Raw genomic sequence first — 16,409 nt, 5'->3', positions numbered from 1 at the left:
ACTTGTGGTGTGAGGCGCAATCGTGGCGGTGCGGCTGTCGGGCATGACGGGCCGGTCTCCGCCACGATCCTCGATCCCGATGTCTGCGACAACCTGCTGCCACGGAGCACCAGCATGAGCCGCGTACGTGTCCTGGTCGGAACGAAGAAGGGGGCATTCATCCTCACGTCCGATGGCGACCGGAAGCAATGGAACGTCGCCGGTCCGCATTTCCCGGGCTGGGAGATGTATCACCTCAAGGGTTCGCCGGTCGATCCCGATCGCATCTGGGCCTCGCAGTCGGGGGGATGGTTCGGTCAGCTCATCCAGCGCTCGGACGATGGTGGCCTGACCTGGACCGCGGTGGACAACCGCTTCGCCTACGACGGCGTGCCCGGCACGCACCAGTGGTACGACGGCACGCCGCATCCCTGGGAGTTCAAGCGGGTCTGGCACCTCGAGCCGTCACTCACCGATCGTGACACCGTGTATGCGGGGGTGGAGGACGCCGCGCTCTTCAAGTCCACCGACGGCGGTGCGAGCTGGGTGGAGCTGTCCGGCTTGCGCACGCACGGTTCGGGCGCGCAATGGCAGCCCGGCGCCGGCGGGCTCTGCCTGCACACCATCGTGCTCGACCCGGTGAACCCGGACCGCATCTACATCGCGATCTCGGCCGCAGGGGCGTTCCGCACCGACGACGGCGGCGTGACCTGGAGGCCGATCAACACGGGGCTGCGCTCCGGCGAGATCCCCGCGCAGGACTCGGAGGTGGGGCACTGCGTGCACCACATCACCATGCACCCGTCACACCCCGAGCGGCTCTTCATGCAGAAGCACTGGGACATCATGCGCAGCGACGATGCGGGGGATCACTGGCATGAGGTGAGCGGCAACCTGCCCACCGACTTCGGCTTCCCGATCGAGGTGCACGCGCACGAGCCGGAGACGATCTACGTGGTGCCGATCACCAGCGACGCGCACCACTTCCCGCCCGACGGTGCGCTGCGCGTGTATCGCAGCCGCACCGGCGGCTCCGAGTGGGAGGCGCTGGGCCATGGGCTACCGGACCGGGACTGCTATGTGAACGTGCTGCGGGATGCGATGGCGGTGGACACCATGGCATCGTGCGGCGTGTACTTCGGCACCACCGGTGGGCAGGTCTACTGCTCCAGCGACTCGGGTGACACCTGGATGCCGATCGTGCGCGACCTGCCGGCGGTGCTGTCGGTCGAGGTGCAGACGCTGCCATGATCCGGGTCGTGCTGCCGTCGCCGCTGCGTGCGTTGGCACAGGCCGGCGCGGAGATCACGGTGGCAGTGGAGGCGCCGGTGACGCTGCGTTCCGTGGTGGATGCCATCGAGGCACGCTACCCCATGCTGCGGGGCACCATCCGCGATCATGACACGCAGCAGCGCCGCGCGTTCGTGCGCTTCTTCGCCGAGCAGCGTGACCTGTCGCACGGGTCGCCGGATGACGCGTTGCCGGAGAGTGTCGCGGGTGGCCGGGAGCCGCTGCTGATCATCGGTGCGATGGCCGGCGGTTGAGCCGGCTGCCGCGCCAGTGCCGGGCGCGCCAGCGGCGGCGCGCGAGATCCGATGGATGGCAGGGAGCGTAGAGGCGGGAACGGCTTCCGGACGGCGGCCGTGGCGCGCCGGCTGACGGAGAATCGGCTGGTCGCGTCCGCTGTCGCCGTCTCCACCTCGTCAGGAGCGCACGCGCCATGCCTCGTCTTCTCACACGCACCATCCCGCTCGCCGTCCTGCTGCTCGCCTCCGCGCAGGCGGCCGCCGCAGAGGTCACGGCCTATGGCATCACCACCGCGCCCGGTGGTGTGCAGCAACTCGTCCGGCTCGATCCGAACACACCGGGCGCCGTGAGCACCATCGGTGCCACCGGTGTGCGCCTCACCGGCATCGACTTCCGGCCGGCCACCAACCAGCTCTACGGCTACGATGGCGACAAGCTCTACACCGTGAGCCTCACCAGCGGTGCGGCCACGGAGGTGTTCGACGTGGCGAACACGGCGGGGAACGTCGGCTTCGACTTCAATCCCACGGTGGATCGCATCAGGCTGGTGGGCAGCGGGGGCACGAACTTCCGGCTCAATCCGATGAGCGGCGCCACGCTGGTGGATGGCGGCTACACCTTCGCGATGGGCGACGTGAACGTGGGCCGTGTGCCGTCGTTCACGGCAGTGGCGTACACCAATTCCGACACCGATCCGGGCACCGGCACCACGCTGTACGGCATCGACCCGACGCTCGGCCAGCTCGTGAAGATCGACAACCCCAACGGTGGCACCATCAGCACCGTGGGCAGCCTGGGGCTGGCGGCCGGCGCATCGATCACGGGGTTCGACATCGTCACGATCGGCGGGATGAACACGGCCTGGTTCACGGCGATGGCGAGCGGTGCCATGACGGGGCAGCTCTACACCGTCGACCTCGGCACCGGTGCGGCCACGCTGGTGGGCGACGTCGGGACGCCGGGCGGGCTGGACGGACTCGCACTGACTGCGGTGCCGGAACCGTCGAGCTGGGCCTTGATGGCGTCGGGGCTGGCGGGACTTGGCGCACTGTCGCGACGTCGCCGACGGGCAGGCGCGCGCTGAGTACGTGGCACTCGCGCGGTGTCCCCGTGGCACATCACGTGAGCACGGTGGACCGGCGCCACGGGGACTGAATTTCCCTGACGGCAGGGGGAACGCCTGACAGGTTCCGGCGTGCGTGTCACCGATCTTGTGGTGACACGCTTTTCCCCTTTCCCGGGTGGAACATGTTCCTCGCACGTCTCACACGCCTCGCCGTGGTGTCGTCCACCGCCGTGCTGGCGGCCTGCGCATCGGTCAGCGCCGGCGCGGATTTCGATCCTGCGATCCGGCTGGACCAGTATCACTCGTTCGACTGGGGCGCCGGCGATACGATGCCCGCGGGCGACGTGCGGCTCGACAACAACCCGTTCTTCGACTCGCGCGTGCGCGCAGCCGTGGAGCTGGAGATGGCGGCGAAGGGGGTGCAGCGCCGCACGACGTCGCCCGACCTGCTGGTGCACTACCACGTGAGCGTGCGCCAGCGGGTGGACGTGGTGCGGACGGACGAGGCGCGTGGCTACACCGATCCGTGGATGCGGCAGGGGAGCACGGTGGTGGAGTTCGACGAGGGAACGCTGCTCCTGGACGTGGCCGACGCCCGGACGAAGAAGATCGTGTGGCGCGGCTGGTCGCAGACCGACGTGACGGGGCTCCTCGACAACCCCCGCGAGATGGAGAAGCGGGTGAGCGAGTCCATCCGTCGGATGCTCTCGCGCTACCCGCAGGCCGGTCCGGCGGGCGCGCAGCCCTGAGGTCGGCGCCGGTGATGCGCTGATCGCGCCGCCCCGGTCAGGTCCCGGGGCGGCGCCATGCCGCGCCGCTCGCGGCGCCCGGTGCACCCACGCACATTCGCGGGGATCCTCGCCACACGGCTCCCGGGCCGTGCCGGCGGTGCGCCACTCCTCCGGAGCGTCCGGCATGCGCAGGCTTTTCTTTCTTGGCATCGCATTCGCGCTGCAGTCCGCTGCCGTCGTGGCGCAGGCCCGCAGCTTCACCTCGCCGCTCTCGCTCCGCAGCGACGACCCGCGCCTCGTTGGTGCGTTCACCTGGGCCCGGGCGCAGGCCACCGCCTACGCCGTCGACGGTGATGCCGTGGGGCCGTGGTTCGAGGCCGCACTGCCGGGCCGCGCGGCGTTCTGCATGCGCGACGTGGCGCACCAGGCGGTGGGCGCGCACGCGCTCGGCATGCAGGTGCACCTGCGCAACATGCTCGGGCGCTTCGTCGCGTCGATCAGCGCGGAACGCGACTGGGCGGGCTACTGGGAGATCGATCGCCACGGCCAGCCCGCGCACGCCGACTACCGCAACGATCGCGACTTCTGGTACAACCTCCCCGCCAACTTCGACCTGCTGGACGCGTCGTGGCGCATGTACCTCTGGTCGGGCAACCGCGACTACGTCACCGACGGTGCCTTCCTGCACTTCTACGACCGCACGGTCACCGAGTACGTGGCGCGGTGGCAGCTGGGCCCGGAGTCGGTGATGACACGGCCGCGGATGATGAACGCCCCCACGGCGAACGACCCCGACGCGCGCTTCAGCGGCAACCGCGGCATTCCCGGCTACAACGAGGAGACGGACGACTTCACCGTGGGCCTGGACCTGCTGGCCGCACAATACGCGGGATTCGCGGCCTACGCGCGCATCCGCGAGGTGCGCGGTGACCTGGCCGGCGCGCGCACCTGGCTGGCGAAGGCCGGTGAGGTGAAGGCGCTGGTGAACGGCCGCTGGTGGGACGAGCGCACGCGCACCTTCCATGACTTCCTGTCCACCAGCCAGGTGCTGGGGCATCGCGGGCCCAATGCGTGGAACTCGGCTGCGTTGTACTGGCCGGTGGCGGCAGAGGGGCCGCAGACGCTCGGTGCACTGGAGGCGCTGCGGGAGCAGGTCCGCACCTCGCCGCCGGCCCCGATCGAGGAGCAATCGCATCACCCGGAGGTGCTGTACCGCTACGGCGCCGCCACCGAGGCGTACGCCGAGCTGCTGTCACTCAGCGCCGGGTCGCGGGCGCGGCGCGAGTATCCCGAGGTGAGCTTCTCGGTGGTGGGTGCGATCGTGACCGGGGTGATGGGCATCGGTGTCGACCCTGTCGTACCGGGCCACGAGACGGAGCTGCTGCGCTACTTCGACAATCCCGCCATCATGACACTTGCGCAGCTGCCGCCGGCAGCCTCGTTCGTGGAGCTGCAGCACCTGGGCGTGCGTGGCAACGACGTGACGGTGCGGCATGAGGGCCGTCGCTCCACCGCCTTCACCAACCATCGCGGGCCGGCGCTGGTCTGGCAGGCGGCGTTCGCAGGGCGTCACACCACGCTGCAGGTGAATGGTGCCAGCGTGAAGGCCACGACCATGCTGCTGCCGGCGGGACGTGAGGTGAGTGTGGCACGGGTGGTCGTCGCGCCGGGCACCACCGGGCGCGTCTCCGTCGGGCGCTGAGCCACGGGTCGACTCAGGCGCGGGGCGGCATCCGACCCTCCGTGTCAGGCGACGGGGTGGAGTGTGCCCGCCTTCAGGCCGCTCGAGCACCGCGTCACACCGTCCAGTCGCCAACGCCCGCCGAGCGCCCGCTGTACGAATCAGGGAACGGACGTGTCACCGGTCGCCTGTGGGTGCAATCCAGGTGGAGGTGTGCCACGGATCGACCGCCGCCCGCAGCATCGCGGGCCTCAACGGATTCGGATCATGCTCAGTCTCATGGACAGCCGACTCGGCCTGGCCCTGCGCGCCTGGCCGGCGCTCCGGTCGGCCTCGCGCCGCCAGCACCACACCTTCCACTACGAGCAGGTGCTCGGTACCTCGTTCGAGCTGCAGGTGACGGCCGCCAGCTATCGCGCGGCACAGCGCGCCGAGTCGGCGGCGCTGGCCGAGGTGGACCGGCTGGAGCCGATCCTGAGCGCGTGGTCGGGCACCAGCGAGCTGGCCTGCTGGCTCATGACGCGCGACTGCGATGTCTGCGTGTCGCCGGAGCTGGTGGAGGTGCTGCGGGCCAGTGAGCAGTGGCGCGTGCTCACCGGCGGCGCCTTCGATCCGGCGGCACAGGCCGTGATCACGGTGCTCCGCGACCACGCCGACTGCGCGCTGGACGAGGAGACGTTCACCACGCTGCTGTCCGCGATGCACGTCCCGCGCTGGAGCCTGGACGTGGCGCGCGGCACGGCGCGTCGCCGCACGCCGCTCGCGATCTCGCTGGATGCCATCGCCAAGGGGTACATCGTGGCGCGTGCGGCGGCCCGGGCGCGTGACGTGGCCGGCGTGGGGAGCGTGCTGCTCAACATCGGCGGCGACATCCAGCACTGCGGTGACGACACCATGTCGGTGGGCATCGCCGATCCGCACGCGCCGGCAGAGAACGCCCCACCGATCGCGGTGGTGCGGCTGCACAACGCGGCGCTGGCCACCAGCGGCGGCTACCGGCGCGGCTTCGTCACCAACGGGCGTCGCGTGTCGCACATCGTGGACCCGCGCACCGGCCAGCCGGCGGAACACATCGCCAGCGCCTCGGTGCTGGCGCCCAACTGCGCCACGGCCGACGCCCTCTCCACCGCCTTCAGCGTGATGTCACCACGCGAGAGCCTGGCCCTCGCGGACACGCTGCCGGCCATCGGGTGCCTGCTCGTCACGCACGACGGGCGCCGGATCACGAACGCCACCTGGGATGCTGCGGCCACGCCGCTGCACGCGACCGCCACGACGCACGGGAGCTGACCATGTCCGATGCCACGCACTCGCGTCACCTCCTGTCGCAGGCGCCCGTCGGCCGTCGCGGGATGCTCGTGCAGCTCTCCGGGCTGCTGCTCGCGGCCACCGGCCTCTCGGCATTCCGTCGGGGCCGGGTTGGGGGCGCCGGTGATGCCGGTCCGGTGTGGGACGACCGCTTCGAGCTGGCGGTGGATCTCGAGATCGCGCCGCAGGAGGGCGCTCGCTACCACCGGCCGTACGTGGCCGTGTGGGTGGAGGATGCCACCGGCCGGCCGGTGCGCACGCTGAGTCTCTGGGTGAACACCACCGGGCGCGGGCCGCGCTACATCCGCGAGCTGCGGCGGTGGATGTCGGGGGTGGATGGCGCGAGCCAGGACCTGATCGCCACCACGTCGAGCGCCACGCGGCTGCCCGGCCAGTACAGCGTGACCTGGAACGGGCGCGACGATCGCGGCCAGCCCGTGCTGCAGGGCACGTACCGCGTGTACATCGAGGCCTCGCGCGAGCATGGCGGCTACGGCGTGATGCAGCAGGAGCTGGCGCTCGGCGCGCGCCCGGTGGCGGCCGATCTCGGCACCAACGAGGAGATCCGGAGGGCGCATGTCGAGTACCGTCGCCGGCGATAGACCTGCGGCCGGCGCGGCGGTGGTGGAGCGGTCGGCGCGGGTGATCGGTCGGCGGCGCGCCGTGCGGCTGCGGCTGCGCGGCGTGCTGCATTGGCTGCACGTGTACGTGTCGCTGGTGAACCTCGTGATCGTGCTGTTCTTCGCGGTCACCGGGGTGACGCTCAACCATCCCGACTGGCTTGCGACGGAGCGCACGGAGACGCTGAAGGGCACGCTGCCGGCCACGTGGCACACGGCGAAGGGCACCGACTGGCTGCTGGTGTCGGAGTTCCTGCGTACCACGCATGGCGTACACGGCACGGTGGCGGATCGCACGGAGGATGATCGGCAGGGGGCGCTGACGTTCCGCGCGCCGGGCTACACGGCGGCGACCTTCATCGACCTGTCGCGCGGCACATACGAGCTGACGGTGTCGTCGCAGGGGGCGATCGGCGTGCTGAACGACCTGCATCGCGGGCGTGACGCGGGGACCGTGTGGGCCTGGCTCATCGATGCCGTGGGCGTGTTCCTGGTGCTGCTCTCCCTGGCGGGGTTCGGGTTGCTCTTCTACCTGAAGAAGGTCCGGGTGCCGGGGCTGCTGGCGCTGCTGGCGGGATCGCTGATCGTGGTGGTGCTGGGGATGATGGCGGCGTGAGGGTGGGCGGCAGCGCCCCGGGTCGGAACACGACCCGGGCTATGAGTGCACTGTCACCGAGTTTCCCGGAAATGAGTGCACTGTCACCGCATTTCCAATGAGTGCACTGTCACCGGATTTCCCTGAGTGCACTGTCACCGGATTTCCCGGAAATGAGTGCACTGTCACCGAATTTCTCGCTGAATTCCTAGCCGTCCGCTGCCCCCACCCCCGCCACGAGCGCCGCCGGATCCAGGAACCGGTCCAGCACGTTCCGCATCACCTGCGACACCCCTGCATCGTCCAGCGCCCCCACCCACGCCATCGAGCCGGTGGTGAACACCATGCCGCCCCCGTCCACTGGGACCAGCGTCACATCCGCCCGCACCTTGGGGTCCGGCGCGTAGGGCTCGTGGGACAGCAGCTCCTCGAGCGTGCGCAACGTCACGGCATCGTGCAGCCCCTGGGACGACGCCAGCACGACCGACTCGCGCGGCGAGCCGAGTCGCAGGTCGTGGCGGTCGATCTCCTGGCCGGCCGCGCCGCCGCCGAACCGGCCGCTGGTGCCGATCTGCTCACCCTCGACGCCCTGCAGCGCGAACGCCGTCCACCCGGCGCGCGCCTCCGGCCGCACCCGGTACGGCGCCGACCGCTCGAACCCCTGCCCCGCGAAACCCACCCCCACCACACCCTGCGGCGGCCGCCCCAGCCGGCGCCACAACCCGCCGGGCGCACCATCCAGCTGGTGGTGCGTGCACCCGGGCTCCGCGATCCACGGTCGCGTGCCCCCTTCCGCCCGTCGGCACTCGATCACGCCCGGCAGCGACGCCAGGCTGCTGATCTTCCAGTAGAACCCGTTGCCGCCGGTGTAGAGCAACCGGCCCCCCTGCTGCAGCCACTCCTCCAGCGCATCGAGCATCCGCGCCGACCAGTACTCGGGATGGTTGCCCGTGACGATCACGCGATGGGCCGCGAGCGCCGCGAGCCCCTCGGCATCCACGTCCTCGTCGGTGAGCACGTCGAAGTCGTAGGCGTGGCGCTGCAGCCAGTCGGTGAGCAGCCGGTCCGACTCGAAGCCCCACGGGCGCACGCCGGGCCGGATGGTGAGGATGGGGCGGTGCCGCGACACGAGCGACACGCCGGAATGGTCCGGATGCCGGCTGTAGAGTGATGGCCCGAACTCGCGGTGCGCCTTGCGCTGGTGCTCGCTCGGGTGATCCGCCCCCCAGTACGGCGGGCCGAGCATGGCATTGGGCGCGTTGCCGTACGCCAGGTAGGTGTACGTGGGGGCGAGGTACGCGAGTGCGCGTGCCGCCGCCGCCGATGGCGCGCGCACCCAGAACGGGATCACGTCCAGGTCGTCGCTGGTGCGGCACCGCACGCGCAGCCCGTACACGCCCGACGCCAGCGTGGCGGGAAGCGTGAGTCTGACGGTGGGCCCCCACCCCGCGTCGCGGAGGTCGTCCTGGTGGAAGTGCACGGCGGCGAACCCCGCCGGATCACGCGCGGGATCCAGCACGCCGGCCGTCCAGAAGGCGCCGGGCACGAGGCGCGTGGGTCCCTGGAACAGCGTGCCGTGCAGCGCCAGCGGTCCCACGTCCACCAGCCGGTCGCTGGCACACTCGCGGGAGGCATCCCAGGCGGCCACCAGTGCGGGATGCGCCGCCGCGTGTGCCCCGGGTGTCGCGTGGAGTGCCTGCGCTTCTCCTGCGGACAGCGCGGTCCGGTGGACGGCGGGGGCATCCACCAGCCCATCGAAATGGCCGGCGGCCCGGCCGTGCACATCCGGCGCCGCCGCCAGCCACAGCGTGGTCGCGGCATCCAGTTGCGGCACCCACGGCGTGCGCGCGGTGTGCGCCGTGGCCGTCCGGCGGCGGTGTGCGGAGGTGGTCAGCGTGCAGCCGTCGCGCTGCACCACGAGCACCACACTGCTCCAGCGGGCGAGGACCAGCGGTGCCACGCATCGCGTCACACCATCGGCATCCAGCAGCCGCACCTCGTCCACGCCGTTCCACTGCAGCGCCGCCCGCGCACCACCATCGCCGGCGATCGCGACGATGGTGCCGGCATGCGCAAAGGTGGGCCGCACGAGCAGCGACAGCGTGCACCCGGCCGGGCCGGCGAGGGCCGGGATGGGCGCACGCGCGAACGAGCCGATCGCCGTGTGCTGTGGCGCGGCGGTGACGCGTGCCGACGGCGTGCCCGCGACGGCCGGCCCGGTGGCGTAGTGGCCGGAGAACCGCGTCAGCTCGACGATGTCGGCCGTCACCTCGCGGGACGGGTCCGAGTGCACGAAGGCCGTGATCGTGTCGCCGGCGCGCACGCTCCAGTGGTCCAGGTATCCGATGATCTCAGTCATGGGTGTTGGCGGTGAGCTGCGCCGTGAGCGCCTGTCGGTCGACCTTGCCCACGCCGAGGAGCGGCAGGGCATCCACCTGCATCCAGCGTTTCGGGACCTTGTAGTTCGCGAGCTGGTCGCGGCACCAGCGTTCGAGCACGGGCCACTCTGCGCTGCGGCCGTCGCGCGTGACGATGGCCGCCGCCACCGTCTCGCCGAACGCCGCGTCGGGTGTGCCTAGCACCACCGCCGTAGCCACCTGCGGATGCGCCATCAGCACCCGCTCCACCTCGCCCGGCATCACCTTGTGCCCGCCGGTGTTGATCAGCTCCTTCAGGCGTCCCGTGAGCCGCAGCGCCCCGTCGGGCCGGCGCGCGCCGAGGTCACCGGTGCGCAGCCAGCCGTCGGCGGTGACGGCGGCGCGGGTGGCACCGGGATCGTCGAGGTAGTGCGTGAACAGCTGCGCCCCGCGCACCTGCACCTCGCCCTCGTCTCCCGCGCCCGCGCTGCCGTCGAGTGGCCCGAGGCGCAGCTCCATGCCGGGGACCGGCCATCCCACCGTGTCGCAGGTGGTGGCGGTGTCGTCCTGCAGCCCGGTGAAGCACACCGACCCGCACACCTCGCTCTGGCCGTACATGCCCTGCACGGTCACGTCGAGTGCGCGCAGCCGCTCGCACACCGTGGCCGGCAGTGGCGCACCGCCGGAGAGGGCGTGCACCAGCCGCCCGCGCGCGGCGGCGGCGAAGTCCGGTGCCTCGAGGCAGCGCTGGAACAGCATCGGCACCGCCGCCAGCCGCACGTCGGACGTCGCGTTCAGGCGCTCGATGATCGCCGCCGGTGAGAAGACGGGGACGAAGTCCACCGTCTCGTGTGCCCACCAAGTGGCGGTGGTGATGTTCACGATGCCGCCGATGTGGTTGGCGGGGAGGGCGTTGATGGTGCGGCGCGCGTGGCTGCGCATCGCGGCCGCCTGCGTGGCCGAGGCGGCGGCGATGCCGCGGTGCGGCAGCACGGCCACCTTCGGTCGTCCGGTGGAGCCGGTGGTGAACACCAGCAGGGCGGGGCGGTCGCCACGCGGCTCGGGCAGCGCGGCCGGCAGGGCGGCAGCATCGGTGCGGCGCCGTGCGTCACGCAGCGACGACGGCGTGAGCACCACCGCGGGTGACGTGCGCGCGAGCACGTCCCGCACCTCGCGATCGGTGTAGCGCGGGTTGATGCCGACGTAGGTGGCATCCAGCCGCCAGGTGGCGAGCAGCACGGCCGCGAAGTCGAGCGACGAACCGCCGTGCCACGCCACGCGGTCGCCGGCCCGCACGCCGTGCCGCTGCAGGAGGTGGGCGGTGACATCGGCCTGGCGCAGCAATTCCCCTGTCGACCACACCTCGTCACCCTGCTGCGCCGCCGGATCGCCGGGGGCGCGTTCCGCCCACGCCGTGAGGTGGGCGAGCAGCGGGATCGCCGGCATGTCGTGTCGCTCGCGCCGGTTACGGGGCGCGTCGTGCGGCGCGACGGGCGGCGGCCGCCAGCCGTGGTGCCACCGGCGGTGCGGCGCCCGGCTCGGGGTCGGCGGCGTACAGCGCGCGGTGCCAGATCAGGCTCAGGAACCGCGCCAGGTCGTCGTCGGTGGGGGCCACCGTGGCCACCAGGGCCTGCAGGTGCGGGTCGTTGCCCGAGAAGAGCTTGCGCGTGACCTCGTCCATCATCGCGCCCATCGCATGGGCGATGAGGTGGATGCCCGCTTCCTCGGTGGCGGCGCTCGGGAAGCGGCGCACCACGTTGCGCGCGATGCGGCGGTACCACGCATCGCTGGCGTTGGCGAACAGGGCGGCGAACTCCGGCACGTCGTCGGAGAGCTGCAGCAGGCAGCGCATCAAGCCGGCGTTCTCCCGGGCGAGCGCGATCCAGGTGCGGTTGGCGGAGTGGATCGACTCGAATGCGGTGGCGGCAGTCGCCACCTCGCCACGGGCGAGGAAGTCGTCGAGGAACTCGCGCAGCACGTCGGTCATCAGTGCCTGCTTGTTCTCGAAGTAGAGGTACAGCACCGGCGCGGTGACGTCGGCCCGCGCGCAGATCTCGGCCACGGTCAGGTCGCGATACCCCACTTCGTCGAGGAGCTGCACGGTGGCGAGCCGGATGCGATCGCGGGTGCGCTCACCCTTGCGCCGCGTGCCGTCCTGCGTCTGGCGCTCGGCCACCCACTCCGGAAACCGGCGCGACGCCGACGCCTGCGGCGCGTCGGTGGTGGCGGTGCTGGCGGCGGTGGTGCGGGCGCGCGTCATGCGGGCCGCGCGCGCCAGGCGTCGGCGAACGGGGCACGGGCGTGGCGCAGGGCCACCATCGCCAGCGGCACCGTGAGCAGCGGGAGCAGGGCCAGCGAGTAGCGCACCGCGGCGTCCTGGTGAAAGAGGTGGTCGGTGCAAAGCGCGATCAGCAGCGGCCCGCAGGAGAGCCCGATCAGGTTCGAGACCAGCAGATACAGCGCGATGACCTGGCCGCGCAAGTGGACCGGCGTGACCAGCGCGAGTGATCCCGACGCGATGCCGTAGGGGAAGCCAAGCCCGAACGCGAGTGGCAGGTCGGCGGCGATGGCGGTGGCGAACGTGGGTGCCAGCGCGAAGACCGGCACCGCGACGCCGAGCAGCGCCACGCCGGCCAGCGCCACGCGGATCGGACCATCGCCCTCGCCGCGGGCGAGTGCGCGGTCCACCAGCGCCCCGGACGCCATCACGCCGGCGGGCGCCGCGATCATCAGCACGCCGCCAAGCCAGAGCCCCGCCGTGGCGGTCGTCACGCCGTGCGAGCGCACCAGCACCGACGGCATCCACGCCATCGCACCGTAGGCCAGCACGGTGATCGCGGTGAAGGCGAGCACATGCCAGCCGTAGAGCCGGCGGTGTGCCAGGATGAAGGCGAAGGTCTCCTGCAGCGACGGCGCGGGCGGCGCGTCGGCGCGGGTGGTGGTGCGGCGAGGCTCGTGCACCCGCAGCAGCATGAGTGCGATCAACACCCCCGGCGCGCCGACGGCCATGAACACCAGCCGCCACGGCGAGAAGCCGGCGAGCGGGCCGAGCACGCTGCGGTCCATGCCGTCCAGTGCGCGCAGGAGGGCGCCGCCGATGAACAGCGCCGACGCGCTGCCGATGAAGATGCCCGACTGGAACAGTGCGATCGCCCGCGCCACCAGCCGCTGTGGCATGCGCTCGGCCAGCAGGCTCACGGCCGCCGGCGCCAGCGAGGCCTCGCCGACGGCCACGCCGGCGCGCGCCACCGCCAGCCCGCCCACCGAGGCCGCGAGGCCGCTCGCCACCGTCATCCCGCTCCAGAGCGCCACCCCGCCGGCCATGAGCGTCGGACGGTCACCACGGTCCGCCCATCGCCCCAACGGCAGGCCCATCACGGCATACAACGTGGCGAAGGTGAGGCCGTGCAGGAGGCTGATGACCGTGTCGCTGATACCCAGTTCCGCCCGGATGGGGGCGACGAGCAGCGTGAGGAGGGTGCGGTCGATGAACGAGAAGGTGTTCGCCAGCATCAGGAGTGCCGCCAGTGGCCACGGCGGCGGTGCCGACGAACGCGTGGACGTCATGCGTCGGCAGCCGGTGCGGCCGGGCTGCCCGCCACCCACAGCGTGAGCCATTCCGCGGTGAGGGCGGGCCGCGCCTCACCCTCGATCTCCACCAGCACCGCCATGCGCAGCAGCTCGCCGTCGTGCCGTCCGCGGCGCTCGAGCAGCGTGAAGTGGGCGCGGATGCGTGAGTCCACGGGCACCGGCGAGACGAACCGGATGCGGTCGAAGCCGTAGTTGAGCGGGTAGCTGGCGGCCTGCGTGGTGCCGGCCAGTGCGTTGTCACTCACCTCGTGGAAGAACGAGGTGAGCATGGAGAGCGTGAGGAAGCCGTACGCCATGGTGCGGCCGACGGGGCTGTGTGCGCGGCACCAGTCCGGGTCGGTGTGCAGCGGCTCGAGGTCGTCGGTCAGGGCGCCGAATGCCGTGATCCGCGCCTGGTCGAGCCGCAGCCAGGCCGAGGTCCCGATGCTGGCGCCGGGGGTCCAGTTCGCCGGTGAGGAAGGTGTCTGCGTCATGACGGAAGGGCGGCCGGCCGCGGCTTGACAGTGCGAAAAACTGAACGAGATTCAGAAATACGTTAACTGCCGCCAGCGATCGGAGGAAGGGTGCACAGCGAAGGCCAGCTCCCGAGGGTTGCCATCCGCAGGCCGGCGGCGCGCGCGCTCCTCGGCCTTGCCGTCTGTGGTGGGCTCACTGCACCGGTGGCCGCGCAGCGCGCCGCTGGAATCGAGGTCCGCTTCACCGAGGGCGGCGTGGCGCACGTGCGGGCCGGCACCCTGCGCGGGGCCGGCGAGGGATATGGCTGGGCCTTCGCGCGTGACAATCTCTGCCTGATGGTGGACAACGCCATCACGCTCGCCGGTGACCGCAGCCGCACCTTCGGCGCCGACAGCGGCTACGTGGACGGCTTCCTCGGGTCGCGCGTGGGCAACGTGGACAACGACGTCATGTATCGCTACCTGCTGGCGCCGCCGGCGGTGGCGGCCGTGCGTGCCGCGGCGTCGGCCGACGTGCGCGCGCTGGTGAGCGGGTACGTGCGCGGCTTCAACCGCCATGTGCGCGATGCGGCGCTGCCGGGGGAGGAGTGCCGGCGGGCGCCGTGGTTCCGGCCGATCACCGAGGACGACGTCTGGCGGCGCATCACGCAGATGCCGCTGATCGAGACGTCGATCATCGTGATGCGCGAGATCGCCGCCGCGCGGCCCCCCGGCACCACCGCCGTGCCGCGCGACGGGAATGCCGCGGCGGCGGCGCTCCGTCCGTCGAGCGCCGCGATCGGCGGATCGAACGCGTGGGCGGCCGGCAGCGGCGTGCTGGGGCGGGGCAACGGCGGCTTCAGCTTCAGCAACCCGCACTTCCCCTGGTACGGCACCGAGCGGCTGCACGCCCTGCACCTCACGGTGCCCGGCCGGCTGGATGTGTTCGGCTCCACGCTGTACGGCATCCCGTTGCCGCTGATCGGGTTCACGCCGGCGGTGGGCTGGTCGCTCACGCACACCACCGACAAGCGCAGCACGCTCTACGAACTCACGCTCGATCCAACCGATCCCACGCGGTACAGGGTGGGCGACGTGACGGAGCCGATGCGACGTGTGGACATCGTGGTGCCGGCGGGGCGCGATTCCGTGACGCGCACGATCTGGGAGACGCGCTACGGGCCGGTGATGACGATGCGCGGGCTCGAGTGGACACGCGAGCGCGCCTACGCGTTCGCCGATCCCGAGCGCGGCAACGTGCGGATGGCGGACCAGTTCCTCTCGTTCGCACGGGTGGGCAGTGTGCAGGCGATGCTGGCGTCGCTGCGCTCGCGGCTCGGATCGCCCTGGTCGAACGTCACGGCGGCCGACCGGCAGGGCAATGTGCTCTACTCGAACGTCTCCGTCGCCGGCTTCATCACCGACGCCCAGTTGGAGCGATGCCGTGTCACGAGCCCGGCGCGGATGTTCGAGAACCTCGCCGACCTCACGGTGCTCAACGGCGCGGACCCCTCGTGCGCCTGGACGCGCGACCCGCGCGCGCCGCAGGCCGGGATCATTCCCGGCGCGTTGCGGCCGGCGTTCGTGCGGCAGGACGTGGCCTTCAACTCCAACGACAGCCACTGGTACGCCACGCTGGACGTGGCCGGGGTGCTCGAGGGCTTCCCGAAGGTGATCGGCCCCGAGCGGACCATCCGCGGTGAGCGCACGCGGGTGGCGGCCACCTACGCCCGCGCCTTCGCGCCAGCGTCCGGCACCGCGCTCACGCCGGCGTCGTGGGAGGCGATGTTCTTCAGCTCGCGCAACCTGCTGGCGGAGCTGGTGCTCGACGACCTGCTCGCGGACTGCCGCACCACGCACACGGTGCGTCTCGCGGACGGCAGCGACGCCAGCCTCACCGACGCCTGCCGCGCGCTGGGGGCGTGGGATCGCCATGACCGGCTGGACTCGCGCGGGTCGATGTTGTTCGCCGAGTTCGCGCGCAACCTGGAACGGATCCCGATGACCGGCTTCGCGCCCGCCGCGCGGTACTGGCGGGTGCCGTTCGATCCGGCGGATCCGGTCGGCACACCGGCGGGTTTCGTCGTGACCGACGAGACACGTCGCGCGCTGTCGCGGGCGGCCGCGCGCATCACGACGGCCGGCGTGGCGCTGGACGCCCCACTCGGGGACGTGCAGTCCGTGACACGTGCCGGACAGCGGCTGCCGATGTCGGGGGCCAGCTTCACCTACCACGAGATCTCGCCCGGCGCGCTCACGCCGGGCAAGGGGATCACCGACGTGCGCCTCGGTGACAGCTACATCCACGCCGTCACGCTCGGCAACCATCCGCCGCGCGGCCGGTTCATCGTGACCTACTCGCAGTCCACCAACACCGCCTCGCCGCACTTCGGCGACATGACGGCGGCCTTTGCCGCGCAGCGCTGGTTGCCGGTGTTGTTCACGGCGGCGGACATCGCCGCCGCGCAGGTCGGCCCGACCATCCGGTGGTGACCGTGCGCGTCGCCACCCGATTCCATT

At 71.6% G+C, this 16,409-nt stretch carries 14 protein-coding genes; 9 read left to right on the top strand and 5 right to left on the bottom strand.

The genetic code is table 11. From position 1 onward, the window contains the following. The first annotated feature begins 114 nt into the window (after window positions 1–114). The 8 genes from IT355_13985 (at window position 115) to IT355_13950 (ending at window position 7,528) form a co-directional block, all read left to right on the top strand. A complete protein-coding gene (locus tag IT355_13985; protein MCC7054373.1) occupies window positions 115–1,230 on the top strand; it encodes an exo-alpha-sialidase in 1,116 nt (371 codons plus the stop codon). Then, the gene (locus tag IT355_13980) at window positions 1,227–1,523 is read left to right on the top strand and encodes a MoaD/ThiS family protein (GenBank protein ID MCC7054372.1); all 297 of its coding nucleotides are present in this window, start codon (window positions 1,227–1,229) and stop codon (window positions 1,521–1,523) included. Before IT355_13985 ends, IT355_13980 begins: the two co-directional genes overlap by 4 nt. 176 nt (window positions 1,524–1,699) lie before the next feature. Then, a complete protein-coding gene (locus IT355_13975; protein MCC7054371.1) occupies window positions 1,700–2,590 on the top strand; it encodes a DUF4394 domain-containing protein in 891 nt (296 codons plus the stop codon). A 164-nt stretch (window positions 2,591–2,754) separates the two neighbouring features. Next, on the top strand, window positions 2,755–3,321 hold the full coding sequence (locus tag IT355_13970; GenBank protein MCC7054370.1) for a DUF4136 domain-containing protein: 567 nt from the start codon (window positions 2,755–2,757) through the stop codon (window positions 3,319–3,321). A gap of 166 nt (window positions 3,322–3,487) precedes the next feature. Beyond that, on the top strand, window positions 3,488–5,005 hold the full coding sequence (locus IT355_13965) for a hypothetical protein (protein MCC7054369.1): 1,518 nt from the start codon (window positions 3,488–3,490) through the stop codon (window positions 5,003–5,005). 246 nt (window positions 5,006–5,251) lie between these two features. Further along, window positions 5,252–6,274 carry an FAD:protein FMN transferase gene (locus IT355_13960; GenBank protein ID MCC7054368.1) on the top strand — a complete coding sequence of 341 codons (1,023 nt, stop codon included), beginning with the start codon at window positions 5,252–5,254 and terminating at the stop codon, window positions 6,272–6,274. Window positions 6,275–6,276: 2 nt separating this feature from the next. Then, window positions 6,277–6,894, top strand: a complete 618-nt coding sequence (locus IT355_13955) for a DUF2271 domain-containing protein (protein ID MCC7054367.1) — start codon at window positions 6,277–6,279, stop codon at window positions 6,892–6,894. Further along, the gene (locus tag IT355_13950; protein ID MCC7054366.1) at window positions 6,869–7,528 is read left to right on the top strand and encodes a PepSY-associated TM helix domain-containing protein; all 660 of its coding nucleotides are present in this window, start codon (window positions 6,869–6,871) and stop codon (window positions 7,526–7,528) included. Before IT355_13955 ends, IT355_13950 begins: the two co-directional genes overlap by 26 nt. Window positions 7,529–7,715: 187 nt before the next feature. On the opposite strand, the gene IT355_13945 is transcribed toward IT355_13950, so the two are convergent. From IT355_13945 to IT355_13925, 5 genes are read right to left on the bottom strand one after another with little or no spacing between them, the layout of a single operon-like run. Then, window positions 7,716–9,866: a hypothetical protein gene (locus IT355_13945; protein ID MCC7054365.1), complete on the bottom strand. Its 2,151-nt coding sequence runs from the start codon at window positions 9,864–9,866 to the stop codon at window positions 7,716–7,718. After that, on the bottom strand, window positions 9,859–11,310 hold the full coding sequence (locus IT355_13940) for an acyl--CoA ligase (GenBank protein MCC7054364.1): 1,452 nt from the start codon (window positions 11,308–11,310) through the stop codon (window positions 9,859–9,861). The genes IT355_13945 and IT355_13940 overlap by 8 nt, the downstream gene beginning before the upstream one ends. Window positions 11,311–11,329: 19 nt before the next feature. Then, the gene (locus IT355_13935; protein MCC7054363.1) at window positions 11,330–12,124 is read right to left on the bottom strand and encodes a TetR/AcrR family transcriptional regulator; all 795 of its coding nucleotides are present in this window, start codon (window positions 12,122–12,124) and stop codon (window positions 11,330–11,332) included. After that, window positions 12,121–13,431: an MFS transporter gene (locus IT355_13930; protein MCC7054362.1), complete on the bottom strand. Its 1,311-nt coding sequence runs from the start codon at window positions 13,429–13,431 to the stop codon at window positions 12,121–12,123. Before IT355_13930 ends, IT355_13935 begins: the two co-directional genes overlap by 4 nt. Next, the gene (locus IT355_13925) at window positions 13,428–13,928 is read right to left on the bottom strand and encodes a Nodulation protein N (GenBank protein ID MCC7054361.1); all 501 of its coding nucleotides are present in this window, start codon (window positions 13,926–13,928) and stop codon (window positions 13,428–13,430) included. The genes IT355_13930 and IT355_13925 overlap by 4 nt, the downstream gene beginning before the upstream one ends. 90 nt (window positions 13,929–14,018) lie before the next feature. Between IT355_13925 and IT355_13920 the strand changes: the two genes are divergently transcribed. Beyond that, entirely contained in the window at window positions 14,019–16,382 is a 2,364-nt protein-coding gene (locus IT355_13920) for a penicillin acylase family protein (GenBank protein ID MCC7054360.1), read from the top strand. Window positions 16,383–16,409: the final 27 nt, after the last annotated feature.

The organism is Gemmatimonadaceae bacterium (assembly GCA_020851035.1).
Lineage (GTDB): Bacteria > Gemmatimonadota > Gemmatimonadetes > Gemmatimonadales > Gemmatimonadaceae > JACMLX01.
This window is presented reverse-complemented; position numbering and strand designations above follow the sequence as displayed.

What these genes read in the sequence shown, in the direction of transcription:
- IT355_13950 (MCC7054366.1), top strand. Translation starts at nt 6,869, where the DNA reads ATGTCGAGTACCGTCGCCGGCGATAGACCTGCGGCCGGCGCGGCGGTG.
- IT355_13970 (MCC7054370.1), top strand. Translation starts at nt 2,755, where the DNA reads ATGTTCCTCGCACGTCTCACACGCCTCGCCGTGGTGTCGTCCACCGCC.
- IT355_13925 (MCC7054361.1), bottom strand. Translation starts at nt 13,928, where the DNA reads ATGACGCAGACACCTTCCTCACCGGCGAACTGGACCCCCGGCGCCAGC.
- IT355_13965 (MCC7054369.1), top strand. Translation starts at nt 3,488, where the DNA reads ATGCGCAGGCTTTTCTTTCTTGGCATCGCATTCGCGCTGCAGTCCGCT.
- IT355_13945 (MCC7054365.1), bottom strand. Translation starts at nt 9,866, where the DNA reads ATGACTGAGATCATCGGATACCTGGACCACTGGAGCGTGCGCGCCGGC.
- IT355_13980 (MCC7054372.1), top strand. Translation starts at nt 1,227, where the DNA reads ATGATCCGGGTCGTGCTGCCGTCGCCGCTGCGTGCGTTGGCACAGGCC.
- IT355_13985 (MCC7054373.1), top strand. Translation starts at nt 115, where the DNA reads ATGAGCCGCGTACGTGTCCTGGTCGGAACGAAGAAGGGGGCATTCATC.
- IT355_13975 (MCC7054371.1), top strand. Translation starts at nt 1,700, where the DNA reads ATGCCTCGTCTTCTCACACGCACCATCCCGCTCGCCGTCCTGCTGCTC.
- IT355_13935 (MCC7054363.1), bottom strand. Translation starts at nt 12,124, where the DNA reads ATGACGCGCGCCCGCACCACCGCCGCCAGCACCGCCACCACCGACGCG.
- IT355_13930 (MCC7054362.1), bottom strand. Translation starts at nt 13,431, where the DNA reads ATGACGTCCACGCGTTCGTCGGCACCGCCGCCGTGGCCACTGGCGGCA.
- IT355_13940 (MCC7054364.1), bottom strand. Translation starts at nt 11,310, where the DNA reads ATGCCGGCGATCCCGCTGCTCGCCCACCTCACGGCGTGGGCGGAACGC.
- IT355_13955 (MCC7054367.1), top strand. Translation starts at nt 6,277, where the DNA reads ATGTCCGATGCCACGCACTCGCGTCACCTCCTGTCGCAGGCGCCCGTC.
- IT355_13960 (MCC7054368.1), top strand. Translation starts at nt 5,252, where the DNA reads ATGCTCAGTCTCATGGACAGCCGACTCGGCCTGGCCCTGCGCGCCTGG.